The organism is Streptomyces sp. R-74717 (genome assembly GCF_047305335.1).
Classification (GTDB): domain Bacteria; phylum Actinomycetota; class Actinomycetes; order Streptomycetales; family Streptomycetaceae; genus Streptomyces; species Streptomyces atratus.
The window spans coordinates 1,337,565-1,361,884 of sequence record NZ_CP102361.1 but is presented as its reverse complement, the minus strand read 5'-3'; the positions used below and the strand labels follow the sequence as shown (position 1 = coordinate 1,361,884).

Sequence of the window (24,320 nt, the reverse complement as noted above, 5' to 3'; positions counted from 1 at the left end):
GCAGTCAGCCAACCGCACCTTCACCGGGCACGTTCTCGGATCGAACCTGCTGATATCGGACAGCGACTCTTCGGGGGTGACGGCATTCGCGTTCCGCCCGCCGCCCACGTTCACTCGACATCGTCATGGAGGTGGGCGAGACCTCGTCGGGGAAGCCGCTGGAGGACGTCTCCGACGGCAAGAAGGTCGTGGACGCCTGCAACTCCACGCTGAGGGCTTTCGGAGCGACTTTCAGCACCGCCCGGGCCCTGGACGCGCTCGCGAGCGCTCCGGCCGACGAGCGGGCCACGGCCCTGCTCCACGCCTCGTTGTGGGGCAACCGTGCGGATCTCGGCTTCCGCGTCTCGGCGGGGGAGCCGGCGATCGGTGACGCCGCTGCCTCCGCGTTGGTGGCCGATGACAGCGCGGTGGTGTGGCAGCTCCTGCCCGCCGGAGCGTCCTCCACAGTCGCCGTTGTGGCGGACAACGCTGGACGAGAGCTCATCCCGGATCTGCTCCTCATCGACCACCTCCTTGAACACCGGCATGCCGAACGGGTCGTGCTTCACGTCAAGCCCTACCCCTACTACGTCTCCGACGCGATGACGGCTGACGTCGTCGACTGCCTCCATCGCCTCACCGAGGCGCCCGGCGAAGCCGGCCGGATCGGCGGCCGACTGTGGAAGGCCATGACGGCAGGAAGCCTGGAGGTCCGCACCCACCCTTTCTTCTGCGCTCCGCTGCCGTACAAGGAGATGCCCGAGGACCTTCGCGGCGAGTTGGCGAGCGTCACGCTCACCATCCTGAAGGGCGACCTCAACTACCGTCGCCTGGTGGGCGACCAGCTGTGGCACCCCACGGTGCCCTTGGCCGATCTCGCCGCGTACTTCCCGGGGGCCGTCGCGGCGCTGCGGACCCTGAAGTCCGACGTCATCGTCGGCCTTGAGCAGGGAACGCTGGACGCTCTCGAACGGTCCGGAGCTGCCTGGCGTACTAGTGGAACTCACGCGCTGATTCAGGTGCGACGGTAGGGGGAATGCCCGTGACGATAGAGGCCCAGACAGCAGTCGCCGCTGCCATCGTCGTTCAGGACGAGCGAGTCTTGCTCGTGCGGCGACGAGTCGCGGAAGGCGTACTCTCGTGGCAGTTCCCGGCAGGGAAGATCGAGCCTGGCGAAGCTCCCGAAGAGGCTGCAGTGCGTGAAACCCAGGAGGAGACGGGGCTCCTGGTGACCCCGACCAGTGTGCTGGGACAACGGGTTCACCCTGTGACGGGCCGGGAGATCCACTACATCGCATGCCGACCCCTCAGCGGCACGGCGTTTGTCGCGAGCGTCGAAGAGCTCGCCGAACTGGCGTGGGCCACTCACGGCCAAATCCCGCAGTACGTTCCGTATGGGCTATTCGAACCAGTGCAAAACTACCTCGACGAGGCTCTGCTCTCGTGAGCACCCATGGGTCAGCTCCCTTGAGCACACGAGAGCGCGTTGTCGTTGTGGGTGCTGGGGTGGCAGGGCTCACCACCGGCATCGTTCTTGCCGGGGCCGGGGAATCAGTGCACGTGATTGCCGAGCAGGTGCGGGGCGTCACGTCGCTGGCGGCCCGGGGCGATGTGGGGCCCGTACCTGCCTGGCGTGAGTACCCGCGACGCCGGGGAATCCGGCACACGATCCCGGAGAAGACCGACAGCCGGGCCGCCCGCCTGCGCAAAGGCTCACGCGGCGGACGGCCACCCTTCAAGAGCCGTCAGAAGCGGTCTGGGCATGCTGCTGGCCATCTGCCGGGGAGAGCCAGGTGGGGCGGATCCAGCGGGCCTTGAGGAGTGAGGTTCTGACAAGGGTTTCCCGAGGCGTGAATACTGGGGCCTCAGACCCGCAACCATGGTCGTGTTGCTCAAGTCCTTCGTTGTACACGGGAGATGGATCCTCGCACGGGCGAGATGACAGGAGGGGTGCGTGGTGGCGGCGTTCGCACCGTTGACTTCGGGGGACCCCGAACAGGTCGGCCGATACCGGCTGGCGGGACGGCTGGGCCAGGGAGGCATGGGCCGGGTGTACCTGGCCCGGTCGCCAAGCGGACGCATGGTCGCGGTGAAGGTGGTACGGGCCGCCTTGGCGGACGACCCGGGGTTCCGGCGGCGGTTCGTTCGGGAGGTGGCAGCGGCCCGCCGGGTATCGGGCTTCTTCACCGCCGCAGTGGTCGACGCCGCCCCGGAGGGCCGCCCGGCGTGGCTGGCCACCGAGTACGTCCCCGGACTGTCCCTGGCGGACGCTCTGGCCAAGCACGGGGTCTGGCCGGAGCAAGCAGTGCGAAAGTTGGGGGCTGCGCTGGCCGAGGCGCTGGGAGCCATCCACCGTGCAGGCGTGGTGCACCGGGATCTCAAACCGTCGAACGTGCTGCTGGCGGCGGACGGACCCCGGGTGATCGACTTCGGAATCTCGGTAGCGGCCGAGGACACCTTGCTCACAGAGGCGGGCGTGGTGATCGGCACCCCCGGGTTCATCCCGCCCGAACAACTGCGTGGCGAGAAGACCGGCCCGGCCGCTGACGTATTCGCTCTGGGTGCGGTGCTGGCGTATACGGCGACAGGCACGGGCCCGTTCGGAAACGGCGCGGGGCATGCGGTGAACTACCGGGTCATGCACGAGGAGCCCGACCTGGGCGGCCTGCCGTCCGGACTCGCCGAGGTGGCGGCCCGATGCCTGGCGAAGAACCCGGACAATCGGCCCGCAGTGCCAGAGCTGCTGAAAGAACTGGCGCAGGTCCCGGGCCACCGGCCCGACGGCCATTTCACGGAGGCCGACTGGCTGCCCGGACCAGTGGCCGATGCCATTGCCCACATCCAGGCCGCCCCGCTGCCGGACGCCGCCGCACCCGCCCAGGAGGAGAGGGCCGCCCTCAAGCTCGCTCCCGCGACCGCCCCGCCCGCGGCGGAGCCCGCTGACGCATCTGCCGCTGCGCCACCTGCCCCCAGCGGCCCGAGACGCCTGGCCCGGCGCCGCGTTCTGGCGGGCCTCGCCATCGCCGCGACCCTCGCCATCGTCACTACGACAGCACTCCTGAACGACTTCGGGCGTGGCGACGACGAGAAGTCTCCCAGCACACCGAAGGCGAAGGCGAAACAGCTATGGTCCCGCCCGTTGGACGGCAAGCTGACGCTGGATGCTGTGGCGGACGGCGCGGTCTACCTCAGCAGCGGAGACCAAGGCACCCTGCGGGCCCTGGACGCCAGGGACGGCAGCCGGCTGTGGCAACGGCAAGCGGAAGGGGACGACACGAGTGTCGTCTCCGCCTCCGGTGGGACGCTCTTCTACATCAGCGGCCGTGCCCTGTACGCCGCGGACGCGGACAGCGGCGAGACACGCTGGAAGGCCAAAAGCATCCTGACCTCCCCTGCCACCCTCGACGACGCGGCGTACTCCGTCATCGTCGGCTTCCTACTGGCCCAGGACCTCGGCACCGGCAAGATCCTGTGGACCTACCAGCTCGGCGCCGGGGCAGTAGAGGGGGATTTCGCCGTTGCCGGCAGCAGGGCCTACGCCCATGGCGACCAGGAGCTGTTCGCCGTGAACACCGGCACCGGCAAGAAGCAGTGGACGTTCGAGGCCGACAGTGCCCTGATCACGGCACCGGCCGCGGCGGGCAACACGGTCTACTGCGGTGGCCGGAACGGCACCCTGTACGCCGTCGACGCCCGAACCGGCCAGAAGGTGTGGCAGCGCGGCTTCAGCGGGAAGCTGTGGAACCCCCGGATCGCGAGCGGGGCGGACACCCCGGTCGTGGCCGATGGGGTCGTCTACTTCGAGAACGACGCCTACGTGTCGGCCTTCGACGCCGGCACCGGCAAGCCGCTGTGGCGCCACCGCCAGGACACGGATGAGATCGACACCTTGTCGGTGGCCGCCGGCACCGTCTACTTCACCGACGAGACCGGGACGCTGTACGCCCTGGACGCCCGCAGCGGTCGACCGAAGTGGCAGGAGAACCTGATGACCTCCAGCGGTCAGTGGCGCCCGTACATCGTCAACGGAACTGTCTACTTCGAGGACGGCGACCGACTGCGCGCCGTCTCGCTGGTGAACTAGCCCTCAATGAGCGAGGGTGCTGTGGAGCGACGTACCCAGTGATCTGGCACCGGTCGGAGCGCGCACCTGCGAGCCGTCGCCAAGTCGTCGGCGTACCAGCGAAATCGGACACGTCGATCCGTGCCGCGCACGGGACAGTGAGGGAGGACAGGTGGCGGCGTTCGCACCGCTGGAGGCAGGAGACCCCAGTCAGGCCGGCCCGTACAGGATCGTCGGCCGGCTTGGCTCGGGTGGCATGGGCCGGGTGTACCTGGCCCGGTCGCCGGGCGGCCGGACGGTCGCGGTGAAGGTCGTCCGGGAGGAGCTCGCGGACGACCCCGGGTTCCGGCGACGGTTCGCCCGCGAGGTCGAAGCCGCACAGCGCGTCACGGGCTTCTTCACCGCCGCCGTGGTCGACGCCGCGCCGGAGGCCGACCCGCCGTGGCTTGCCACTGCCTACGTGCCCGGCCTGTCCCTGACCGAAGCAGTCGCCGCACATGGCGCCTGGCCGGAGCAGCCGGTGCTGACGCTGGGCACCGCGCTGGCCGAGGCACTGGAGGCCATCCACAGCGCCGAGGTGGTGCACCGCGACCTGAAACCCTCGAACGTGCTGCTCGCCGACGACGGCCCACGCGTCATCGACTTCGGGATCTCGGTGGCCGCCGACGACACCAAACTCACCCTGACCGGCACTGCCGTCGGCACCCCCGGCTACATGCCGCCCGAGCAACTCGTCGGTAGAGACGTCGGGGCCGCCGGCGACGTGTTCGCCCTCGGCGCGGTCCTGGTGTACGCGGTGACCGGGAGCGGACCCTTCGCAGGCGGCGCCGCGCACGGCGTGGCCTATCGGGTCGTCCACGAGGAACCCAACCTCAGCCACGTACCGGTCCGACTCGCGGATGTCGTCGCCCGGTGCCTCGCCAAGGATCCAAAGCAACGCCCGTCGGTGCCGGAACTGGTCGACAAATTGGGCCAGTTGTCGGCGGCTCGCCCGACGGAAGGTGTGATCAGCGGTTCGGGCTGGCTTCCCGCGCCGGTGGCCACCGAGGTCACCCGCATTCAGGCGACGCCGCTGCCGGAGACGGCCACCGGCACCGTACCCCTCACAGCGCCTCCTGCCGGCGCCCCACCCGCCGCCGAACAGTCCCCAGCCGGTGGCGTGTCCCGAACCGCCGTCGACACCGCGGCAATCGGGCCCGCCCCGGCGGCCGGGCTCCTCGCGCCGCCTCCTCAGCCGGTTTCCGCCGGCCGACTGCTGGGCCTGCCCCGGCGCCACGCCCTGATCGGCCTCGCCGTCGCCGCGGTCCTGGCGGTCCTCGCGGCCACACTGCTCCTGCCCGACGGCCTCCCCGACGGGGACCAGAGCAACGCCCAGGGCAAGGAACCCACCGCTGCGGCAACGGAGCTGGCCTTCCAAGAGCTGTGGTCCTACGAGGAGGATCCCGCCGGCCCTCCGTTGATCGTCGACGGGAAGGTCTACTTCGGCGACCAGGGCGGCACCCTGCACGCCCTCGACACCGCCGGCGGCACTCAGATCTGGAAGTACGACGGGTTGCAGGGGGCACGCCCCGTCACCATTGCCGACGGGGCTGTCTATGCCTTCAGCGGAGCCACAGGCGCGCTGCACTCCGTGGACGCGGACACCGGTGACAGACGGTGGAGTTTCAAGATTGACGACGCCTCAACTGGCGCCGCTCCCAAGGGAACCGAATACGGGATCACCAATGTCGCTGCTGCCAAGGGAACCGTCTACCTACTCACCCTCCCCTGGCCGAAGGGGCAGCCCGCCCTCTACGCGCTGGACGCCGAGACCGGTGAGGAGCTGTGGAATCGCCCGGTCAGCCCCGGCCTGTCGACCGCGCTCACCGTGGCAGACGGAGTGATCTACTGCGGCCTCGGAGGAAAGGACTACGAGAACTACCTCTACGCCCTGGACGCGGACACCGGCGACCAGTTGTGGCGGATCAAGACCGGCGGCAGCAACAGAGGCAAGGTCACCTCACTCTCGGTCGCCGAAAGCACCGTCTACTTCGGCAGTGAGGAGGGCACGTTCTACGCCGCAGACGCCTCCAGCGGCGAAGTGCGCTGGAAGTACCAGTCGAAATCCAAGGACGCGGAATGGAACGGCCCGCCCCTCGTCGCCGACGGCGTCGCCTACGCCAGCGTCAAGGCCAGATTCAACACCGCCGACAGCGCCGGCCGCGTGTACGCGTTCACCGCCAGCTCCGGCAAACGGCTGTGGGAGTATGGAACGACCGGCGCGGCCTCACCACCTGTACTCACCGGCGGCGCGCTCCACTTCAGCGACGCCGGCACCTTGCGGGCCCTCGACCCCCGCACCGGAAAATCGCTGGGAGACGCCCCCCTGACCACCGGCACGGACCCGCTCCTCACCATCTCCGGTGACCGCGCCTACTTCGACGGCGGAGACGAACGCCTGCACGCGGGGAGGATCTCCCTGACCGAAAGCTGAGTACCCTCGCACCAGCTGAGTCAGTCTGCCGTCGCGCCGATGTCGTCGGGTTCTTCCCCGACCGGGGCGCGGTCCTCCGCCTGGTCACCGCGGTCCTGGCGGAGTAGACCGACGGATGGACCGGACAGCGCCATATCAGGCCGGACGTCCTCGCCGAGTGCCTCTCCGGCAAGTCAGCCGAGCGCGGCGCACCCGAGTCCGAGGGTCGGCCGCCCCGCCCTCGGGCATTGAGCGATGTGGGGGGATCGCCTCCAGCGGCCTTCACGTCCTCAGCCGTACACCACGTCCGTGGACGTGAACGACTTCGGCTGCCCCTGCCAAGCAACCGCGACCTAGCTGACATCGCCCGTTGGGGTAGCCGGCGATCGTCGAAGCTCACCCCGCACCCCGGAACTTCCCGCAGAGAACATGGAAGACGCGTCCTTCCTGAACCCCGACGGCCCTCGACACCAGGGCCCGCTACCGGCGGTGACTACCACTCAGAGCCTGGCAGGCGATTCTGCCCATGCTCAGCCGACGCGTGCGCTGCATCATCAGATGCGGATTCTGGTGTTTCCGCAGGAGTCCGTGCTCACGAAGTCGCGCTCCCTACAGCGGCGACGCCTGGCCTCGCTCGCGGACGCCGGCCCGGCCCCGTGATCGTCAACTGCGTCGGTCTCGGCGCCCACGAGCTGGTCCCGGTCCCGAACCTCTGGCCCATCCGCGGGCAGCACGTTGTCGTCACCCACCCGGGGCTGACCGAGTTCTTCTCCGAGGACACCGGCCTCCCTCCAGATCTGCTGTGCTTCTTTCCCCACGGCGACACCGTCGTCCTGGGCGGCACAGACATTGACGGCGAGGGTGGCCTCGCCCCCGATGACAAGGCGGCAGCCGGCATCCTTGCCCGCTGCTCCGAGCTCGAACCCCGCCTCGCCCAGGCCCGCGTCCTGAAACACCGGATCGGCGCCCGGCAGACCCGCGCCACGGTCCGCGTGGAGGCGGAGCGGCGGGAGGACAGCACCGTGGTCGTGCACAACTACGGGCACGGAAGGGGCGCCGGTCACGACCAGGGAGCCGTCGGCCGTCCTCCGGGTCCCACCGAGCATCAGGAACGGGGAGCGGTAGAGCAGCGCACCGTCGCAGTACAGCTCGTACTTATACCCCCGACTGCCCTCCAGATTGCGCCGCTGCTGTGGACCGGCGTCCGGCAGGGGCAGCTCGACGGGTCCGCGGCCCTCACGCAGGACGCCCTGGGAAGCGATGTGCCCTGTGAGGGTGCATCAAACGATGTCCTCGCAGTTGGGAAGGATTTCTGCCTGGGGCCGGACCTGGTCGAAGATCTCGGCATCGGCATGCATCACGTCGGTGTTGGCGTCGGCAGCAGCCGTGGCGGCGCCGAGGAATTCCCTGGCCCCGCGGAGTCTGATGCTCAGCCGACGTTGCGTGGCCTGGCTGTTGAGGCGTACGTCCAGGGCTCCCAGGAGGTGCGTGTCCGCGCGGCGGCCGGCGGGCAGTAGGGAGGGGTCGACGCCGTCGCGTCGGGCGATGAGCACGCCGAGTGCGTAGCGGCTGAGGGCATCGCATCCAGCCAGGTGGAAGACGCCGGCTGCGTCGGACACCGCAAGCTCCCACAGGGCAGCCGCCAGGTCGGCGACATGCACAGGGCAGCGGATGTCGTCCGTGAACAGGGCTCCCTCCCGCGCGCCGCCGGCTAGCTCGTGCACTACTCGTTCGTGCGCGGATCGGCCATCGCCGATGATCAGCGAGGTGCGGGCGACGACCGAGGCCGGGTGGAGGAGTCGCACGGCGGTCTCAGCGGCGGCCTTCGCGGCCCCGTAGGGGGTGATCGGATCGGGGAGAGCCGTCTCGTCGTAGTGCACGTGGGACCCGGAGAACACGGCGTCGCTGGAGACATGCACGAGGCCGATCCCCCGCCTCGCCGTCGCCTCGGCGAGGCGGACGGGGCCATCCGCAGTGACTGCCCAGTCGGCCTCCCCGCTGGACGCGTTGATCACCATGCTCGGTGCCACTGTGTCGATGATCTCGTCGAGTCGACGGGGATGCCGTAAGTCCAGGTGGTGCCACGAGGTGCCGGAGGCGTCGCCAGGGCGTGAGTTGAACGTCGCGGCCGTGACGCGACCTGCGGACGTCGCCTGGTGCACCAGCTCGGTCCCCAGAAACCCGCTGGCTCCGATGATCAGCACAGTCATGCCGGTACACGGTAGTTGCTGCCCCGCGGTGGAACGGGGAAGCACGCGAAGAGGCGACCTACCGGCATCCGTCACGTGGATCCGCAGAGGCATGGCCGGAGCGCCCGCGTAGCCAGCGGCGCTTCCCCCGGCGCGTGAGCGTCAAGGAAGTCGTCGAGGAGGACATCGTGGTCGCCAGCATCGGCCGCGTACGCCGGGACAGTTTCCGGTTCTGGGCGTGCGGGTTCAGGCTGGACCGCGGGTATGGCGAGCGGGGTTCGGGCTTCGGCGGCGGCGTGCTCGGCGTTGGTCATGGGCGCCGGGCCGGGGCGCATGTCGGCACTGTGGAACTTCTCGAAGGCGACCAGGGCTTGGGCGGGCGAGTCGAAGACGTCAGCGACCTGCCGCAGGTGGTTTTCGCCGTGGTAGACGCTCTTGCCGCTGCCGAGGTAGGTGCCGACTGCGACGGTGGTGTGGCTGTCCTTGGTGTGGGCGGGGATGAGGAGCTGGACGTGGCGGATGTCGTCGTGGATCTTCTGGGCCTCGTTGGAGACCTCGCGGATCTCGCTGCGGGTGCACCAGGGCATCGGGTAGTCGGCCCAGGTCCATTCCTCGTCCATGGCTTCCCCGGAGCCGGGGGGTGATCTCGACGGTGATCCCGTCAGCGGTCAGTTGCTGGGCTGCTTTCTTGACCCAGTAGGGCTCCTCGTGATCGATGCGGGCCTGGGAGCCGGTCAGCCTCGCCGTTTCACTTGGGTACGGCGGCTGGGGGGCGAAAACGCGAAGGTGCTGCGTCGGACCAGCTCGCGTGTTCAGGTCGAGAAGTACCGGCAGAGGACCTGGTGCAGGTAGTCCGCGCCTGAACCGAGGCACGCAGCCTGCTCGGCCGACGACACGAAGGCGATCTCGTCGAGCTCGGGTACGTTTCCACGCTCCGTCTCCGACACGGTGAGATCCGCGTGCCGGCGACGCACGAGAGCGCTGGGCACGGACGGGGCGAGGAAGTGGAAGCCAAGGCTGCCGAACCGTGCTCCTCGGGTGAGGTCCCACAGCCGCAGCTTCTCGTCGGCGGCGTGGATGCCGAGTTCCTCGGCCAGCTCGCGGGCGGCATGCCGACGGAGTGACGCCATGTCCAGGGGGCGGCCGGCCGCAGGCGGTTCCGCTGTGCCGCCGGGGAGGGTCCAGCGGCCGGGCGTCGCGGTGGTGGGGGAGCTGCGTCCGAGCGCGAGTCCGTCCTCGGTGGGCAACAGGACGGTGACGAAGACGGCCCCGGGGACTTCTTCGGTCGGCCGGAGCTGCCCCAGGGCCCGGTGCCGGTACGTCATCCTGGCCCACCGCACCACCAACGGGCCGGGCCCGGGCAGGTCGATGCCCAGGCTCGCGACGAGGGGGCCGTCGAAGGTGGTGGGGTTGTGGGCCTTCGTTTCCTCCCAGAGACGGTCGACTTTTCCCTGTTCCTGCGGTGACAGGGCGGGGGGAGGGTGCTCGATGAGGTTGATCTGGTGCGCGTCGAGGAACTCGACAGGGAGATGTCGGGGCTGCATTGGAGGTCCTTCCCGTCCGTCCGGGCGTTCGGCTCGGTCGAAAGTGGCCGGTACGCGCTCCTCGCTTCCTGAAGATTGCCAAGGCCGTCCCTACCGGCAGGTCCAGGTCATGGCCGGCGCGGGAATGGGACGGAAACCGAGTTGGGCGTAGAGGGGGAGCCCTTCGGGGGAGCGCGTTGAGGCGGACGGAGGAGCAGTCCTGGGAGGCGAGCCACTGCATGGGGGCGGTCACGACGGAGGCCGTAGCCGCGTCGGCGCCAGGCGGGGTTGGTGGCGACGGAGTGGATCTCGCCGTGGAACACGGAGCGTTGCTGGGTGGGGGCTGGGGAAGCGGGGGACGTAGGTGCCGACCGCGCAGGAGGCGAGACCGGCACCGTTGGGCGCGTTGACGACGAAGGCGACGAAGCGGGGTGCTCAGAGGAGGTCGGCGAAGGCCGCCTCACGGGGTGAGCCATTCGCCGTCCGGTGCGCGCCGCGTGGTGTCGAGCATGATGCGGCGCAGCCTGGTGAGCTGGGCTGCGTCATGGCGGTCGGCACGGCGGACATCCAAGGTGCTCCTCCTGCATCATGAATCGGGTTGACGACGGGGTGGTGGGCCGAGCGGTTCGCGGCCTGGCGCCGGGGCTACGGGGCGGTGAGGGCGTGGATGATGTCGTAGAGGTGGGTGCCGTGTGCCCATCTCTTGAGGTCCTCGCGGCCGATGGTGATGAGACGGTGGCGGGCGGCGAAGTCGAGCGCGGGCTGGGTGAATCCGTTGAGCCCGATAATGATGGCGTGGTCGGCGCCGTGCTCCGGACGGGCTGTGCCGTTGAACTGCTGCATCGCCGGTGAGTTGACGGGCCGGCTGAGCTGCTTGCACTGGACCACGACGGTGAGGCCGTTGGGGTCGCTGGCGATGACGTCGGCGCCGAGGTCGCCTGAGCCGCCCACTCGCCGGGAATGGAGGAAACCGTCCCGGGCGAGGAGTTCGGCGCAGGCGTGCTCGAACCCGGTCGGGCTCATGGCTTCGAGCTGCTTCATCCGGTAGGTGAGCAGGGTCGGCTCCGGCTCAACGGGTGTCGCATCCACGCTGACCGCGACGGCGCGTGTGGTGAGAAGGCCGAGGACGGCACCGGCGAGCCGGGCGAGGAGCAACAGTGTAGTGAGGGAGCCGAGCACGACGAGCGTGGTCCACCAGGGGTGCTCGGTGACCGCGCCCCACAGGTCCACGGTGATCCAGTCGATGACGGTGCCGGTCAGCCACTCCCAGAGCATCTTCCCGGCGGCCAGGACCAGCACGGCATACAGCAGGACCTTCAGGAAAGGGTCGAGGGAGCCGTCTTCATCGAACACCGTTCGTCCTCCCCTCTGAGGTTGTCCGTCCGTACGGAGCGGGGAACGGTTGCGTGCCGGGAAGCCGTCGGCGCACGAGGGTGGGCAGTCGCAGGATCTGATGGAGTGGCACGCCCAGCTCTGCCCACGAACGCAGTCGCTCGCGGTCGGCCCAGCCGATCGTATGCCGGTCTCCCCACTCCCTGGCGTCGCGGGTGAAGCTGCCGTTCGTCACGACCACTGCCGAGTTCGCCCGGTGGACGGGGCCGGCTGTCCCCTTCACCTGATACATGACCTGGGAGCCGACCTTCGCGGCGACCTTGGTGTGCTTGGCCTGGACGACAATCCGCCCGTACGTGGGGTGGCCGGCGATGACGTCGGCGGCCTGGTCGCCCTGCTGCCCGACCTGCCGAGCCGACCAGCCGTCCCGTATCAGCAGGTCCCGCAGCGCGAACTCGAACTGCCGGTCGTCCATCGCGTCGATCTCCGCCAGGGTGAACCGCAGCACGGACAGACGCTGTGCTCGTGCCGTGCGCTCGCGCGCGGCTGCCGCAGCGCGCCAGGCGCCAACCGCGATACCAAGCAGGGCGAGCACGGCCACGACGGGCCACCACCGTACGAGCACCTCGCCCACCCACACGAGCAGCCGCACCACCAAGGAGACCGCTGCGGCGGCGACCAGGGCCGCCGCCCCGTACTCGACCACGCCACGCGGCCGACGGATCGTAAAGCGTCGCCGGCTCATCAGCGGCCGGCCGACGGCGTCGCCGTCACCCCGGGCGTGGCGGGCTGTGCCGGCGCGGCCGCCTCGAACCCGAAGAACTGCCCCCACAGCACCACCACGGCGGCGATCCCGGCGATCAGCCACGGGCTCATCTTCTTCGCGGACCGCCGGGTCGGATTCCGGCGAATGTGGCCGCGCACCCGGTGATAGCCCTCAGGCGTCATGAACTGTCCCCTCCCGGAACTGACGGCCGCACCAGCGCGGCCCTTCTGACATGGATGTAGCAGCGACCACCGACACCAACTCGGCAGAACCGCACCGCGATCACTCCAAACCGGCCACCACCGTGCACGGCCTTCCATCCGCAGCCGAACGTGAGGTGAATGACCAGGTGACCATGGAGAACCGAGCGCCGCGACCGCTGAGTGCGCCCGACCAGGCACCGCACGGCAGCCGACGAAACCGCTGGTCGGAGCGGATCTGCCGGGTGGGCCGAAGTTGGCGAGAAAGACAGGGGGTGCGCTCCCGCGTATGCGCCCGTGCGCCCCCACGCGACGTCGCCCGGATGCGGCGCCGCGACGCTTCTCGACTACCCGCCGGACACAGCAGACCTCCGATACGGAAGAGTTCGGTGATCGGTCGGCGAGGGGAACGGGGCAGGCCGAGCCGGGCGCGTTCCTCGTGGAGGGCGCTGAGCTGGTTGGCCGCGCTGGGGCCCCAGTTGGACAACTCGGTGCCCGAGACCAGCCAGTCGGCACGGGCGGAACCCGCCCTTGTTCCTCTTCCCTCGAGGAGGAGCGGGGGCACCCTGCACCACTGTCCCAATCCCGTCCTACTGCCATGCGGTGGACACGGGTTAACTCAGAAGTTCGCCCGGAGCCGGGTGGGACAACCGAAGGGAAGGGCACAAGATGGCAGATAGGGCATCCACGCAGGCGGGGACCAGCCCCGAGCTTCTGATCGCCGTGGAGGAGCTGGCGACCGCGCACGACCGCAGCGAGTCCGAGCGGTCCGACGTCACCAGCTCGCAGAACAGCGCGGGCGATGACGGCGACAACCGCGATCTGAACCTCCCGAAGGAGTAAGGGGAACCCATGGAGCACCGGCTCGTCACCCACATCGAGAAGGCTCTCGGCTGGGACGGGCCGGGTTCCGTGGGGACCGCGTTCGCACGCGGCCGACTCACGGACCCGGAGCTGCCCGCCCGCCTGCTGACACCGCACAAACTGCTGGACCTGATCAAGCGCCGCCACCTGGCCAACCCGCAGCTGCGCTGCTACGCCGAGGGCGACGAAATTCATCCGTCCACGTTCCTGTCCACCAACGTCAACCGGCGCAGGCAGGCCGTGAGTCAGGCAGACATGGCGGCCCTTGGACGGATCCTCAACGACGACGGCACTGTGGTCCTGGACCACGTCGACTTCTTCGACCCGACGCTGGAAGTCGCCTGCCGGGCCCTGGGCTGGTGGTGTGGCGAACTGACCTCTGCCAACGCATACCTCGCGGTCGGTGACACCGACGGATTCCATCTGCATTGGGACGATCACGAGGTCATCGCCGTGCAGCTTTCGGGCGAGAAATCGTGGGAGGTGCGCGGACCGTCCCGGCCGGCGCCGATGTACCGCGACGCCGAACGCAACCGCACGCCCTCCGAAGATGTGCTGTGGAAGGGAACTATGCGGGCCGGGGACGTCATGCACATCCCGCGCGGCTTCTGGCACACCGCCACCCGCCTCGGCTCCGGTAGCGGCGGACACTCGCTGCATGTGACGTTCGGGTTCACCAAACGGACCGGCGTCACATGGGCCAACTTCCTCTCCGACGCCGCCCGCGCCGACGAAGCGTTCCGCCGCGACCTGGAGGGCGCCGAAGAAACCGCGCACAAGATGCTGACGGACAAGCTCAGCGCTCTGGCCGCCACCCACAGCCCCGAGCGGTACCTGGACGAACTGCGGTCCAACACCCCGCCCGCACGCCACATGCCGCATGTGGCTGCCTTCGGCCGCCCGGAGAAAGTCGCGGCCGTCACCGAGTTCGCTCCCTCCATCGTCCGCTCCGGCGCCACGGTCCAAGTCTGCGGCGGTGGCAAGCGGCTGACCTTCCACGAACGCGCAGAACCGGGCCTCCGCGCGCTCCTGTCGGGCCACCCGGTCTACCTCGACGGCGCCCCCGACGACATCACCACCCTGGCCGACCTGCTGATCACGGAGGGGCTGTGCGAACCACTGACGGAAATATCGTCCTCGGGCTATACCGGTCTGGTCACGCCCGTGACCTACTCGAAGCAGCCGCCGCTTTCGGCGTAGCACGCCTCGACACCGCGTCCAACTACCTCAGCCATCGCTCCCACGAGGTGCTGAAGACGACGGCCGGCGATCTCCTGCCGAAATTCTCGGTCTCCACCAAGGTCGGGTATTTCCCCGAGGGCCACAGCCTCGCTCCCACCCGGCTGCGCGCAGCCGCCGAGCAAGCCATCAAGGACCTCGGGCAGGAGCCGGATCTGGTACTCCTCCACAACCCGGAGCACTCGGCACCCGACGCCGAGACGCTGGCACAGGCATGCGCGGTCCTGGCCGACGCTGCACAGGCAGGGCTCTGCCACTCCTGGGGCGTCTCGACCTGGGATCCGCGCCCGCTCATGGACCTCGACGCTCCGCGCCCTGATGTCCTCATGGTCCGGGCGGGCCTGCTGGTCGGGGTCGACGTCCTCGAAGCCGCCGAGGCCCTGGCGAAGCGATGGTGTCCGTCGCAGGTATGGGGCATGAGCCCCTTCGGCGGAAGTACGGCCAAGGCAGTGTGGGAGCGCTTCGATCCGCGGGTATTCCTGCGGAATCCCCCATCAGCCACGAAGGTCCAGGCTGCGTTCCGCTCCTCCTACGGCCTGCCCCGGGTTGACGCGGTCGCGGTCGGCACCGACAACATCAATCACCTGCGGGAGCTGACCGAGGCCCTGACGTACGAGGTCGACGAGAAGGTAGTCCGGGAGTACCGACAGCTCCTCAAAGCCCGTCAGCTCGCCTGAAGCTCCCGCAGCAGCTGCTCCGCAGCCTTCCTCGCGGGGCCCAGGCGGGGGTCCTCGGGATCGGAGTAGGGGCCGAGGATCTTCGCGGCGACGAACAACGTCATCAGCTTGCCGTCCCGGCTCTCCAGATCCTCACGCCGCTCGCTGCGGACGCGATCGGCCAGAGCCGGGACGGCGAGGGAGGCCCCCCACAGGTTTGCCGCGTCCAGGCCGCACGGGGCCATGCCCCAGTCCTCCCAGTCGAACACGCAGAACTCCGGCGCCGTGATATTCGCCCAGTTGAAATCCGCATGGGCCGGACGCCATTCGGTCACGGACGTATCGACGCCGGGGAAGGTGCTGTGGACCGTTCCCGTGACCAGTTCCTGTGTGAGGGTCTCGGTGTCCGGTGTAGCGATGCGGTTGGTGTGCTGCGCGGCGAGGGCATCCAGGGACGCGTTCAGCGCGGCCCACCACTCATCGGACAGCTGCGGACCCTCCGCCACCACGGCGCTGCCCACCGGCGGCCCTGGCAGCAGCTCCGTCTCGTCCGCCCGCCACATCACCGCCTCCGTCTCGTCCCGCCATGCGACGCCGGCGAGCCAGGCCGGTTTCGCGATCCCGAGCAGGGCCTCGGCGGACGCGGTGCCGTCCCCGCCCTGGACCCCGATCCGGTCGAGTCCGCGACGCTCGATGCGCACCCATGTATCGCGGTCCGTACGCGCGCCCAGAGACCGGCGCTTACGCACCACCGTCCCCTGGTCCAGGCGCACCCCCAGCGACCGCTCCACACGGTTCAGTACGGCTTCCACGGGTTCCTTGCGTAGATCCACCGAACGCAGCGTCATACGCCTGAACGTACCAAGTCCCAGTTGCACTTTGAAGGAGATCTGGGGCAAGGCATAGCTCTCGCCGGGAGCGGGTCGGCAACCCGCTGTCAGAATTGTCGGTGCATGGGTCTTGACCGACGTGGAGGGTGCACGTTAAGGCTTCCGGGTGGTGCAGGCGAGCCGCCGAGGACTCCAGCCAGCCGTCGGCCGAGGCCGTGGTCATGTCGGCGTGTAGCTGGCGGACGCGCTCGACCCCGATGAAGACGGGCAGGAACTTGTGGGCGTCGACGCCTATCCCGGCGGCGAGCGGCGGGGCCTCGCTGAGCCCGCCAAGGGCTTCGGCGAATCGCGCTTTCGCCTCGTCCGGCGAGCGGGCCAGAGCGGTGTCGAGGACGGCCTGTGAATCGGGACGTGGGTAGTAACTCTCCCCGCTGGCACCCCACTTCGAGACTGTGCGGTCGCTGATGCCCAGGTGGGCGGCGAAGTCGGGGAGACTCATCTGCATCGCTTCGCGAAGCATCCGGGACTCCCGGCCCGACCGCCACTGCACCCTGACCGCCACCGAACCTCCGTCCGCCGTCTCGCGTGGATGCGCAACACCCGGCGTAGCTACGGATGTTCGGCAGTGATGCGGTGTTGGTGCAGCGCTTGTACGTCACGCACAGCACGTGCGGTCCACCATGCTGAGTCCGCAGGCCCGGAGTGCAGCCCCGCGAACTCGGAGGCGTTCCCCTCCCAGTGTCACGACCAAAAGGAGCAATCGGCATGACCGACATCGTCAAACGCAACGCTCGCGCGATCCTCCTCGACGGCGACGAGCTGGTCTTGATCAAGCGCACCAAGCCAGGCAGGGAGCCGTACTGGGTGTCGGTCGGCGGCGGCGTCGAGGACGACGACGCCACCATCGAGGCGGCCCTGCATCGCGAAGTGTTCGAAGAGCTCGGCGGCAAGTTGGAGCATGCCGAGCTCGTCCACCTGATCACCGACGAGTTGGAGGGCGGCATCGGCGTCCAGCACATCTTCGCCGCGCGCCTGGAGTCGATGGACCTGGCCGCCCGGACGGGCACAGAGTTCGCCAAGCCGGAGCGGGGCGGGTACGAGGTGGTCCGGGTGCCCTTTACGGCCGAGGCAGTCCGCGAGCTGAACCTGATGCCGCCGGAGCTGGCCGATTTCATCGCCGCCAACGCCGACGCGATCGTCTCCGTGCTCGACACCCCGATCCGCGAGGCGTGAGTGGCGATGCAGGGAAGGATGCCGGATTTCGTCAGCCTCAACGGCCCTAGGGTCGGTTTGGCTGTCCAGGGAGCGTAGCCTCGCTCAGGCTGCTCCATGCCAAGCGTCGGCGAGGGCACGCACGGAGGGAAACCTCGCCGGTGGATCTGCTGCCGTCGCTCGCCGGATCACGGACAGCTGGTGGGGGGTGCCGCGCCACTGGTCCTCCACGTCGCCGGCGTCGAGGAGGAGACGGAGGGCTCTGCTGAGGTTGAACACTGTTGTCCGGATGTCGATCACTGAACCGCGTACGAACTCCTCCGGCGCCATGTATCGCCGGGAGCCGGGAAGCCGGTCCGCCCCCAAAGTGAACGGACCTGGTCGGTACTCATCCAGGTCGCACAGCATCATCCGGTGATCTTCGAAGTCGTACAGCATGCAGCCGTCATAGAGGTCAACGGCAACGAACCCTGCCTGTTCCACGGTGAGGTGGGCGTCCAAGATGGCACCCAGGGCGGCGTGGATCAAAGGGAGAGGCAGCCGTCGGAAACATGCCATCGGGCTATCGGGCGCAGCCCGGCCTCCGTGATGGGACACGGTCGGGTGGTAGAGAACCTGGCCAGGGACCCATGGGTAGACGAGGACCAGTCCGTCCTGCGTCGAGAAACTGTGCAGCAGTGGCACGATGGTCGAGTGGGTGACGGCCTGGTGCACGGACTCAGCGCGGTGTAGCGACGACACGGCTTCCGGTGTTGAGGCCGTTTTCACGAACCAGCTCTGCCCGTCGACCAGTACTCCGTATGAGGTGCACCCGGAGTCCTGATCGGCGAACGTTCGGAAGATCGTTCCAATGTCTCCAACGTAGGTCTCGAACGCGGCCACGTGGGTGACGTCTAGGAGTGGGTGTGCCGTCATGCTCGGGATGGTGCCACTTCTGGGCCGACTCTGCGGGCCGATTGGGGACGTGATCGAGGGAGCCCCGGGACGTGTGGCTCGGAGGTATGGCCGGAGGCCCCCTGCGATTCCCCCACGGCCGACGTGGCCCTGGGTGTGGCTGACCATTCGGTCAGCAGGATGTCGGTAACTGCTTCCTCGTAGACGGCCCGGTCTTCCCTTTCCATGGCTTCGGCGAGCTCTGGGTCCCAGACGGTGGGTTGCTGCCGTCCGCTGAGGTGGACGTGATCGCTGTCTGCGCGAACTGCGCTGAGATAGTCCGAGGCGGTCATCCGCCAGGGTTCCGCCTGGTAGCGGATGCGGAGCTGGTTCGTCATCTCGATGCCGGGCCAGTCGAAGTCTCCGACGTTTCTCCGGGGCGCCGCGAGCGCGCGATTGGAGTTCACGCAGCTCAGAAGCGGTCGGGACGACCATAGCGGGTGCAACAGGTGTGGTGCACGGAACCTGGCGCAAGATTCACTCGGCGGGAGGTTGACCGGGGTCGGCTCGTGCTCAACGCTCAGGTGTTCGTGGATCGCGCGTCGTTCGACTTCTTCACGGGCGGGTGCCTGTCGATGGACCTCAAGGGGGCGGTGGACCTCGATGGCCTCACGCACGATGGCGCCAGGATGTCGGGCGGCATGCCTCGGCCTGGGTGGTGGCGGTGCCGGAGAACGAGCGCCGGCCGGTCGCACCACTGGTCCCGGCTGCGAAGCAACGGGCAGGGACCAGCGGTTGGCTGGATGTCAGCTGCTGCTACGGCCGCGGTGGACACACAGCAGGTGGTCCTGGGTGCCGTTCTTATCGCGGTACGCGATCAAGGCGGGCCCGGCACCGGTCAGATGGGTGCCGTTGAACTTGTCGTCCGGGGTCCAGGTGCTGCCGTCGAAGCGGGTCAGCCACAAAGGTTCAGGCACGGATTCCGTGAAGTGGATCAGGCCGCCTGAGGGTCCGTCACGGTCTGTGGTCGGCCCGATTCTTCCCCGGACGCCGAGACCGGGCGACTCGCGGTGAGAGAGAATGCTCGGCATGACGACTTGAAGAGCACCGGCCGGGCGACAGCATTGGCGAAAGGTCGGGGGCTGGGACACGATTCCCGACGGCGATCAACTGGTCTGCGCCGCCTGCCGAACGTCCGCCTGCTCGTACCAGTATCGCTTCCATCCGCCCGGGTCCTCCATGTTCGAGCGCTGCATCGGACTCGCCTGGTGTGCAGGTTGCAGGATCTACTCCGGCAACATGGTGTACGTCCCGCGGAAGCGAGTCCTGGTCGACCTCCTCGCCTCTCTTCCTCCTGAGCAGCGAGAGCGGCTTCTACGTTCGGAAACGCGAGTGATCGAGTTCCTGGACCGCCAGGCCCGAGGCGGCAGAGGTTAGGGTCGGCGGCTGGCCGCGATCAGGAGGAGCCGCTTGCGCAGCAGCGGTGGTTTCGCTCTGCCGAACATGCTGCGCTTGAGGGCTTTCAGGTCGTTGACGCGGCCCTCGACGGGCCCGGAGGACCAGTCGGTGCTCATGCCGTAGACGACGGCGTCGAGGTCGGGGATCAGTCCGGCGGCGAAGCCGGCCAGGCCGCACTGCTCGTCCGCGCAGACGTCGGCGATCCAGTGCCGCAGCCGGTCTCCTTCGCGGTTCGTCATGATGGTCGCGAAGGTGCGGACGTGACCTGCGGCGGCCGTGAGCTCGGGTGAGCGAGCCAGCAGGTTCTTGAGCTGCTGCTGGTCGTCTTGGCGTAGGTGGTCCGGGTGGCGCATGATCCAGCCGGTGGCCTCGCGGGGTGAGGGCGGCCTCGCGATCGGTGGTGGGCTCCCGGCAGCCCGACGGTCGGAACGTAGCGGCCGGACGTAGTCGCGCAGAGTGCTGTAACTGCAGCGTGCCCCGCGTTCTTGCAGCTCGCGATGGAGCCGGGACACGTTCGTGCAGCCCTCGGCGATGCGCTGATCGAGGTAGGGCTTGAAGGCGTCGAGCTTGCTGGTCCGGTTCTGCCACTGGCTGTGCAGCATCGCCTCTGGACTGGCCGCGCGGGCGTACTTGCGGACGGTGTTGCGCCCGAGACCGAGGCGTCTGGCGATCTCGCGCAGACTCAGGCCCTGCTCTACCTGGGCCCGGACGGCGGCGTGGGTGTCGCGGAGCCGGTCGAGGAACTTCCCCTGCGGGTAGGGCTCGGACGGTTCCTCGGCCGCTTTGACCGTCTCGACCTGTGCGGGCTCTGGTTCCGGTCGCTCGGGTTCAGGGGAGGTTTCGACCAGGTCGCGCAGTAGGGCGCGGTGGCGGGAGACGAGGCGTTCGACGGCCTCGGCGAGGTTGTGCCAGACGTGCCATTTGTCCGCGCAGTGCTGGGCGTTTGGGGCGCCTGTGCGGGCTCCGTCGGCGAAGACCTGCGCGCGGTCGCGGCAGATGATCTCGATGCCGGGGTGCTCGCCTAGCCAGGCGGCGACGCTGTCCGCGTCGCGGTCGGGCAGCAGGTCCAGGGGCTGGTGGGACTCGCAGTCGACCAGGATGGTGCCGTACCGGTGGCCCTTCCTGGTGGCGAACTCGTCGATGCCCAGCACGCGCGGGGTCGTCCAGGCCGGGTCCGGCAACGCCATGACCAGGCGCAGGACGGTCGTCCGGCTGACCACGATGCCGAGTAGCAGCGCCAGACGGGCCACGGCGCGGGCGGCCAGGACGACGCCCAGCGCGGCGAGCATCCGCTGCAGGACGGGCGTTCGCCGACCGTAGCGGCTGGTCAGCCCGTCTATCTGCTCGGCGAACGTCACCCGTCGGCACTCGCCGTTGTCGCAGAACAGCCGGCGCACCGACAGTTCAATCACCACGCCCCGCCCGCCGCACGGCGCGTCCGCCAGGCGCCGTCCGTACCGGCTGTGCACCCGGCCAGACGGTGCCTGGCAGCCCGGGCAGAGTACGGGGACGTCTTCCGGCGTCGACGCTTCGATCACCACGCGGCCGTCCCGCACCTCCATGCACTCGACCTGTATCCCGGCGAGATGCGGAAGCAGAAGGAAGAGTTCTTCACACGCGGCCAGCATCCGCCCGAAGATGACGGGGCGTCACCGGCGCACAGGAGCACGATCGACTTCACGGAATCCGTGCCTGAACCGGTGAACGGGAGCCACTGCATCGGCGAGTTTGGGAGCCACTTTGCTCCATCTGTGACGAGGATGGGCCCGACACAGGTCCATGATCGTCAACGGGTTCGGGAGCCACCCCTGTCGGGTGACATCACGCCTGTGGATGTGGAGTGTCCGCCGTGGTCCGGAGGTGTTTGGCGATAGTTTGGTTGCCCCGGGTCCTGCTGCTCCGTGTCCCTGACAGGCGCGGTTCGGCAGGGCCCGGCCTCGCGTTCGGCCGGCTATTGGTCGGCGGTGTGCTTAAGGACGTGCGCTCAGCCGTCTACGGGGATCGGCCGGTTCGGTGGGCCGTCGGTCAGCAAGGACGCCAATAGTTTCGGCAGCTCAGCCGGCCGCAGCACATCCGAGGTCGCGGCCAGTTCCGCTATGGTCCACCAGCGGTGCCCGGTGATCGCGGCCTTCTCGATCTCCTCGAAAGCCGAGGTATCGACCTGGAACGCAGGCGTCCGGGCCATGTAGTAGCGCTGGCGAACCTCATAAGCGACGCCGCCCCGGACCGCTGTCCACGGACGCCCTCGCCAAATCTCCGGACCCAGCGAGAGGTTCGTCAGCCCGGTTTCTTCTCGCAACTCCCGCAGGGCTGCCTGCTCGTGGCTTTCGCCTGGCTTGAGTCCGCCTCCAGGGGTGAACCACCGAACGGAACCGTCCCCCTTGTTCAGGGCAGAGAACAGCAGTAGCCGACTGGCGTCGTCCAGCAACACCACGCGCGCGCTCGGGCGCGGCACCAGGCTCCCCTCCGGTTTCATCACCTCGTCAGATTAGAACCGCGGGCACTGTCACGTTGACTGACCGGGTGGGATGATCTTCGGGTTGGTCATGCTGGGAGGGGGCGTCCGTGGACAGCGCACCGCCGTCGTACAAGGGGCACCGGTACCCGGTTGAGGTCATTGCGCACTGTGTGTGGCTGTATCACCGCTTCCCGCTGTCGTTCCGCGAGGTCGAGGAGCTGATGTTCGAGCGCGGTGTGATCGTCTCGTACGAGACGATCCGACGCTGGTGCGCCAAGTTTGGGCAGGCCTACGCCGGCGCCCTGCGCCGCCGGCAGCCCCGGCCCGGGGACAAATGGCACCTGGACGAGGTCTTCATCAAGATCAACGGAGAACGGAAGTACCTGTGGCGGGCCGTCGACGCCGACGGCACCGTCCTGGACATCCTCGTACAGTCCCGCCGGGACAAGGATGCGGCGCAGCGCTTCTTCCGCAGGCTACTGAAGACGACCCGCACGGTGCCACGGGTGATCGTCACGGACAAGCTCCGCTCCTACGGCGCCGCCCACCGCGAGGTCATGCCCTCCGTCGAGCACCGCTCACACAAGGGCCTGAACAACCGGGCCGAGAACAGTCATCAGCCGACGAGGCAGCGTGAACGTGCGATGAAAGGCTTCCGTAGTGTCGGCGGAGCCCAGCGGTTCCTGGCCGCGTTCAGCGGCATCTCACCCCACTTCCGGCCCCGCCGCCACCTGATGACCGCCCCCGGCTACCGCACCGAGATGACCATCCGCTTTGCGATCTGGGACCAGATCACCGGCGCCGCCGGCCAGCCCGCCGAGGTCTGAGCACCGGCCCGAAACCCGGCCCCCACCACGCCCCGAAGCGCCGTCAGAGACCCACGCACCCAATAATGTGACAGCGCCCTCGCCAGCGTTCGGGAGACTGATTGCGTTGCAGGCGCAGCATCGCGTTGCGCACCACGTCGTGGTAGAGGCAATGGCGCTGTCCGCTCCCGCCCACCCGTACCTGGCCCGCGACTGCGAGCGGGCCGTACGGGAAGCCGCAGGCATCACGCCACGCGAGGGCGGGATGCGCGAGGCACTTCAACAGCAGGTCGCCAAAGGGCTACTGATGTCCGTACTCACCGTCGGCCGCCAGACCATGGTCGAGCCCGAGGAATGGCCGGACGAACTGCCAGCCACGGTGCTCGGCGCAGTGCGGAACTCGAAGCGCATCAAGGCCGACCCGACCATGGCGAACCTGCGCGATTAAGGGCTCGCGCAGATAGGCGCGGTGGGGCACTCGGGAGTAGAGCAGGCACAGGGCCTAGTGATCATGGAGTTGCGACGCTCTGTGATCACCGGGAGACCTGTGCCTGCGCTGCCATCATGGCTGACCGAACTCCTCTGGGACCAATTCGCGGCGCTGCTGCCCCAGCGGCCGGTCTACGATCCGGCCCACCCACTGGGCTGCCACCGCCCGCGGATCAGCGACCGGATCATCTACGACAAGCTGCTCCAGCTCCTCCGCTTCGGCTGCTCCTACCAAGCCATAGCGGACACCACCTGCTCAGCCACCACGATCCGCAACTGCCGTGACGAGTGGATCCGGCTGGGCGTCTTCGCCCGGCTTCGGCACATAGCCCTGGAGGCATACGACCGAATCGTCGGCCTCGTCCTGGACCAGATCGCCATCGACGGCTCGATCGCCAAAGCACCCGGAGGCGGAGAAGCCGCCGGACGCTCACCGGTCGATCGAGGCAAACAGGGCCTCATACGCTCCGGAATGACAGACGGTTACGGAATCCCGCTGGGCCGGGTCCTGGCCGGAGCGAACTGCCATGACTCGCCACTGCTCGCCCCGACCCTGGACCTGGATGAGGGCTCCCGAACTGAAGAACGCCGCGACCGTGAGGAGCACCAAGAGCTTTGCTCAGTTCATGGCAAACAGGGTAGGGCGATCAGGTCTGCCAGAGGAACGCTGCCGCTCCCTATCGCACCCCAGGTCGTTACCCACCGGTGCCCGGCCCGGTACCGGAACGTGCACTTCTCGGCCTCCGCGATGGGTAGGATCACGCCGCACGCTGAGCGGGCGGGTCGAGCCGCGCCGCGCACGGCACAGACCGAAACATCGGGGGTGCACGGCATGAGTACGGACGGCAATGGTTACTGGGGTCCGACGGGCGGACCCGGACCCGGCCCCGGTGGACAGCCGGGCCCAGGTCCCGGCCATCAGCCCTACCCT

Annotated in this window: 22 protein-coding genes and 5 pseudogenes; 15 read left to right on the top strand and 12 right to left on the bottom strand. The window is 68.7% G+C overall.

Going from position 1 to position 24,320, the window contains the following annotated elements:
- Positions 1 to 242 precede the first annotated feature (242 nt).
- The 7 genes and pseudogenes from NRF20_RS06325 to NRF20_RS06295 form a co-directional block, all read left to right on the top strand.
- Positions 243 to 1,010 (top strand): annotated as a pseudogene (locus NRF20_RS06325) (damage-control phosphatase ARMT1 family protein); the annotation flags it as partial.
- Between the two features lie 5 nt (positions 1,011 to 1,015).
- The gene (locus NRF20_RS06320; protein WP_413752186.1) at positions 1,016 to 1,426 is read left to right on the top strand and encodes an NUDIX hydrolase; all 411 of its coding nucleotides are present in this window, start codon (positions 1,016 to 1,018) and stop codon (positions 1,424 to 1,426) included.
- 20 nt (positions 1,427 to 1,446) lie between these two features.
- A pseudogene (locus NRF20_RS06315) lies at positions 1,447 to 1,606 on the top strand (FAD-binding protein); the annotation flags it as partial.
- 2 nt (positions 1,607 to 1,608) lie between these two features.
- Positions 1,609 to 1,728: pseudogene (locus NRF20_RS06310) on the top strand (IS5/IS1182 family transposase); the annotation flags it as partial.
- 205 nt (positions 1,729 to 1,933) lie between these two features.
- Complete coding sequence (locus NRF20_RS06305) at positions 1,934 to 4,063, top strand: PQQ-binding-like beta-propeller repeat protein (protein ID WP_413752185.1); 2,130 nt, start codon at positions 1,934 to 1,936, stop codon at positions 4,061 to 4,063.
- Between the two features lie 151 nt (positions 4,064 to 4,214).
- Positions 4,215 to 6,515: a protein kinase domain-containing protein gene (locus NRF20_RS06300; protein ID WP_398634623.1), complete on the top strand. Its 2,301-nt coding sequence runs from the start codon at positions 4,215 to 4,217 to the stop codon at positions 6,513 to 6,515.
- A 591-nt stretch (positions 6,516 to 7,106) separates the two neighbouring features.
- Positions 7,107 to 7,555: pseudogene (locus NRF20_RS06295) on the top strand (FAD-dependent oxidoreductase); the annotation flags it as partial.
- 219 nt (positions 7,556 to 7,774) lie between these two features.
- Here the strand turns inward: NRF20_RS06295 and NRF20_RS06290 are convergent.
- From NRF20_RS06290 to NRF20_RS06265, 6 genes are all read right to left on the bottom strand, one after another.
- The gene (locus NRF20_RS06290) at positions 7,775 to 8,704 is read right to left on the bottom strand and encodes an SDR family oxidoreductase (protein ID WP_413752184.1); all 930 of its coding nucleotides are present in this window, start codon (positions 8,702 to 8,704) and stop codon (positions 7,775 to 7,777) included.
- Positions 8,705 to 8,775: 71 nt separating this feature from the next.
- The gene (locus NRF20_RS06285; RefSeq protein WP_413752183.1) at positions 8,776 to 9,303 is read right to left on the bottom strand and encodes a hypothetical protein; all 528 of its coding nucleotides are present in this window, start codon (positions 9,301 to 9,303) and stop codon (positions 8,776 to 8,778) included.
- A 192-nt stretch (positions 9,304 to 9,495) separates the two neighbouring features.
- Positions 9,496 to 10,227 carry an NUDIX hydrolase gene (locus tag NRF20_RS06280; protein WP_413752182.1) on the bottom strand — a complete coding sequence of 244 codons (732 nt, stop codon included), beginning with the start codon at positions 10,225 to 10,227 and terminating at the stop codon, positions 9,496 to 9,498.
- A 624-nt stretch (positions 10,228 to 10,851) separates the two neighbouring features.
- Positions 10,852 to 11,559 carry a restriction endonuclease gene (locus NRF20_RS06275; protein WP_413752181.1) on the bottom strand — a complete coding sequence of 236 codons (708 nt, stop codon included), beginning with the start codon at positions 11,557 to 11,559 and terminating at the stop codon, positions 10,852 to 10,854.
- Entirely contained in the window at positions 11,549 to 12,283 is a 735-nt protein-coding gene (locus NRF20_RS06270) for a restriction endonuclease (RefSeq protein ID WP_413752180.1), read from the bottom strand. Before NRF20_RS06270 ends, NRF20_RS06275 begins: the two co-directional genes overlap by 11 nt.
- On the bottom strand, positions 12,283 to 12,486 hold the full coding sequence (locus NRF20_RS06265) for a hypothetical protein (RefSeq protein ID WP_259933728.1): 204 nt from the start codon (positions 12,484 to 12,486) through the stop codon (positions 12,283 to 12,285). The genes NRF20_RS06270 and NRF20_RS06265 overlap by 1 nt, the downstream gene beginning before the upstream one ends.
- 687 nt (positions 12,487 to 13,173) lie before the next feature.
- Between NRF20_RS06265 and NRF20_RS06260 the strand changes: the two genes are divergently transcribed.
- From NRF20_RS06260 to NRF20_RS06250, 3 genes are read left to right on the top strand one after another with little or no spacing between them, the layout of a single operon-like run.
- Complete coding sequence (locus tag NRF20_RS06260; RefSeq protein ID WP_259933727.1) at positions 13,174 to 13,347, top strand: hypothetical protein; 174 nt, start codon at positions 13,174 to 13,176, stop codon at positions 13,345 to 13,347.
- A 9-nt stretch (positions 13,348 to 13,356) separates the two neighbouring features.
- Positions 13,357 to 14,568: a JmjC domain-containing protein gene (locus NRF20_RS06255; protein WP_413752178.1), complete on the top strand. Its 1,212-nt coding sequence runs from the start codon at positions 13,357 to 13,359 to the stop codon at positions 14,566 to 14,568.
- Positions 14,478 to 15,284, top strand: a complete 807-nt coding sequence (locus NRF20_RS06250; protein WP_398634630.1) for an aldo/keto reductase — start codon at positions 14,478 to 14,480, stop codon at positions 15,282 to 15,284. Before NRF20_RS06255 ends, NRF20_RS06250 begins: the two co-directional genes overlap by 91 nt.
- Here the strand turns inward: NRF20_RS06250 and NRF20_RS06245 are convergent.
- Positions 15,272 to 16,111 (bottom strand): hypothetical protein, encoded by an 840-nt coding sequence (locus tag NRF20_RS06245; protein ID WP_413752177.1) that lies wholly within the window; start codon positions 16,109 to 16,111, stop codon positions 15,272 to 15,274. The two genes, NRF20_RS06250 and NRF20_RS06245, sit on opposite strands and share 13 nt — an antisense overlap.
- Positions 16,112 to 16,370: 259 nt before the next feature.
- On the opposite strand from NRF20_RS06245, the gene NRF20_RS06240 reads away from it, so the two are divergent.
- Positions 16,371 to 16,496: a hypothetical protein gene (locus NRF20_RS06240; protein WP_398634632.1), complete on the top strand. Its 126-nt coding sequence runs from the start codon at positions 16,371 to 16,373 to the stop codon at positions 16,494 to 16,496.
- Between the two features lie 362 nt (positions 16,497 to 16,858).
- Entirely contained in the window at positions 16,859 to 17,326 is a 468-nt protein-coding gene (locus NRF20_RS06235; RefSeq protein WP_398634633.1) for an NUDIX domain-containing protein, read from the top strand.
- An 84-nt stretch (positions 17,327 to 17,410) separates the two neighbouring features.
- Here the strand turns inward: NRF20_RS06235 and NRF20_RS06230 are convergent, their stop codons facing one another.
- From NRF20_RS06230 to NRF20_RS06210, 5 genes are all read right to left on the bottom strand, one after another.
- Entirely contained in the window at positions 17,411 to 18,220 is an 810-nt protein-coding gene (locus tag NRF20_RS06230; protein WP_413752176.1) for a serine/threonine protein kinase, read from the bottom strand.
- Positions 18,217 to 18,645, bottom strand: coding sequence for a DUF2399 domain-containing protein (locus NRF20_RS06225; RefSeq protein ID WP_413754531.1), 429 nt, complete (start codon positions 18,643 to 18,645; stop codon positions 18,217 to 18,219). Before NRF20_RS06225 ends, NRF20_RS06230 begins: the two co-directional genes overlap by 4 nt.
- Before the next feature lie 339 nt (positions 18,646 to 18,984).
- Entirely contained in the window at positions 18,985 to 19,155 is a 171-nt protein-coding gene (locus NRF20_RS06220) for a hypothetical protein (RefSeq protein WP_398634636.1), read from the bottom strand.
- 456 nt (positions 19,156 to 19,611) lie between these two features.
- Positions 19,612 to 21,264, bottom strand: coding sequence for an ISL3 family transposase (locus NRF20_RS06215; RefSeq protein WP_413752175.1), 1,653 nt, complete (start codon positions 21,262 to 21,264; stop codon positions 19,612 to 19,614).
- Positions 21,265 to 21,620: 356 nt separating this feature from the next.
- Positions 21,621 to 22,112, bottom strand: coding sequence for an NUDIX hydrolase (locus NRF20_RS06210; protein WP_326771047.1), 492 nt, complete (start codon positions 22,110 to 22,112; stop codon positions 21,621 to 21,623).
- An 89-nt stretch (positions 22,113 to 22,201) separates the two neighbouring features.
- Here NRF20_RS06210 and NRF20_RS06205 point away from each other — a divergent pair, with 89 nt between their 5' ends.
- From NRF20_RS06205 to NRF20_RS06195, 3 genes and pseudogenes are all read left to right on the top strand, one after another.
- Positions 22,202 to 22,921 (top strand): IS6 family transposase, encoded by a 720-nt coding sequence (locus NRF20_RS06205; protein ID WP_398634819.1) that lies wholly within the window; start codon positions 22,202 to 22,204, stop codon positions 22,919 to 22,921.
- A gap of 151 nt (positions 22,922 to 23,072) precedes the next feature.
- Complete coding sequence (locus tag NRF20_RS06200; protein WP_398634818.1) at positions 23,073 to 23,348, top strand: hypothetical protein; 276 nt, start codon at positions 23,073 to 23,075, stop codon at positions 23,346 to 23,348.
- 99 nt (positions 23,349 to 23,447) lie between these two features.
- Positions 23,448 to 23,948: pseudogene (locus NRF20_RS06195) on the top strand (transposase); the annotation flags it as partial.
- Positions 23,949 to 24,320: the final 372 nt, after the last annotated feature.

Bases quoted from the DNA above. Each gene is read 5' to 3' on its own strand.
- NRF20_RS06320 (WP_413752186.1), top strand. From the start codon at position 1,016: ATGCCCGTGACGATAGAGGCCCAGACAGCAGTCGCCGCTGCCATCGTC.
- NRF20_RS06290 (WP_413752184.1), bottom strand. From the start codon at position 8,704: ATGACTGTGCTGATCATCGGAGCCAGCGGGTTTCTGGGGACCGAGCTG.
- NRF20_RS06285 (WP_413752183.1), bottom strand. From the start codon at position 9,303: ATGGACGAGGAATGGACCTGGGCCGACTACCCGATGCCCTGGTGCACC.
- NRF20_RS06280 (WP_413752182.1), bottom strand. From the start codon at position 10,227: ATGCAGCCCCGACATCTCCCTGTCGAGTTCCTCGACGCGCACCAGATC.
- NRF20_RS06270 (WP_413752180.1), bottom strand. From the start codon at position 12,283: ATGAGCCGGCGACGCTTTACGATCCGTCGGCCGCGTGGCGTGGTCGAG.
- NRF20_RS06265 (WP_259933728.1), bottom strand. From the start codon at position 12,486: ATGACGCCTGAGGGCTATCACCGGGTGCGCGGCCACATTCGCCGGAAT.
- NRF20_RS06260 (WP_259933727.1), top strand. From the start codon at position 13,174: ATGGCAGATAGGGCATCCACGCAGGCGGGGACCAGCCCCGAGCTTCTG.
- NRF20_RS06255 (WP_413752178.1), top strand. From the start codon at position 13,357: ATGGAGCACCGGCTCGTCACCCACATCGAGAAGGCTCTCGGCTGGGAC.
- NRF20_RS06245 (WP_413752177.1), bottom strand. From the start codon at position 16,111: ATGACGCTGCGTTCGGTGGATCTACGCAAGGAACCCGTGGAAGCCGTA.
- NRF20_RS06235 (WP_398634633.1), top strand. From the start codon at position 16,859: ATGACCGACATCGTCAAACGCAACGCTCGCGCGATCCTCCTCGACGGC.
- NRF20_RS06230 (WP_413752176.1), bottom strand. From the start codon at position 18,220: ATGACGGCACACCCACTCCTAGACGTCACCCACGTGGCCGCGTTCGAG.
- NRF20_RS06215 (WP_413752175.1), bottom strand. From the start codon at position 21,264: ATGCTGGCCGCGTGTGAAGAACTCTTCCTTCTGCTTCCGCATCTCGCC.
- NRF20_RS06210 (WP_326771047.1), bottom strand. From the start codon at position 22,112: ATGAAACCGGAGGGGAGCCTGGTGCCGCGCCCGAGCGCGCGCGTGGTG.
- NRF20_RS06200 (WP_398634818.1), top strand. From the start codon at position 23,073: ATGGCGCTGTCCGCTCCCGCCCACCCGTACCTGGCCCGCGACTGCGAG.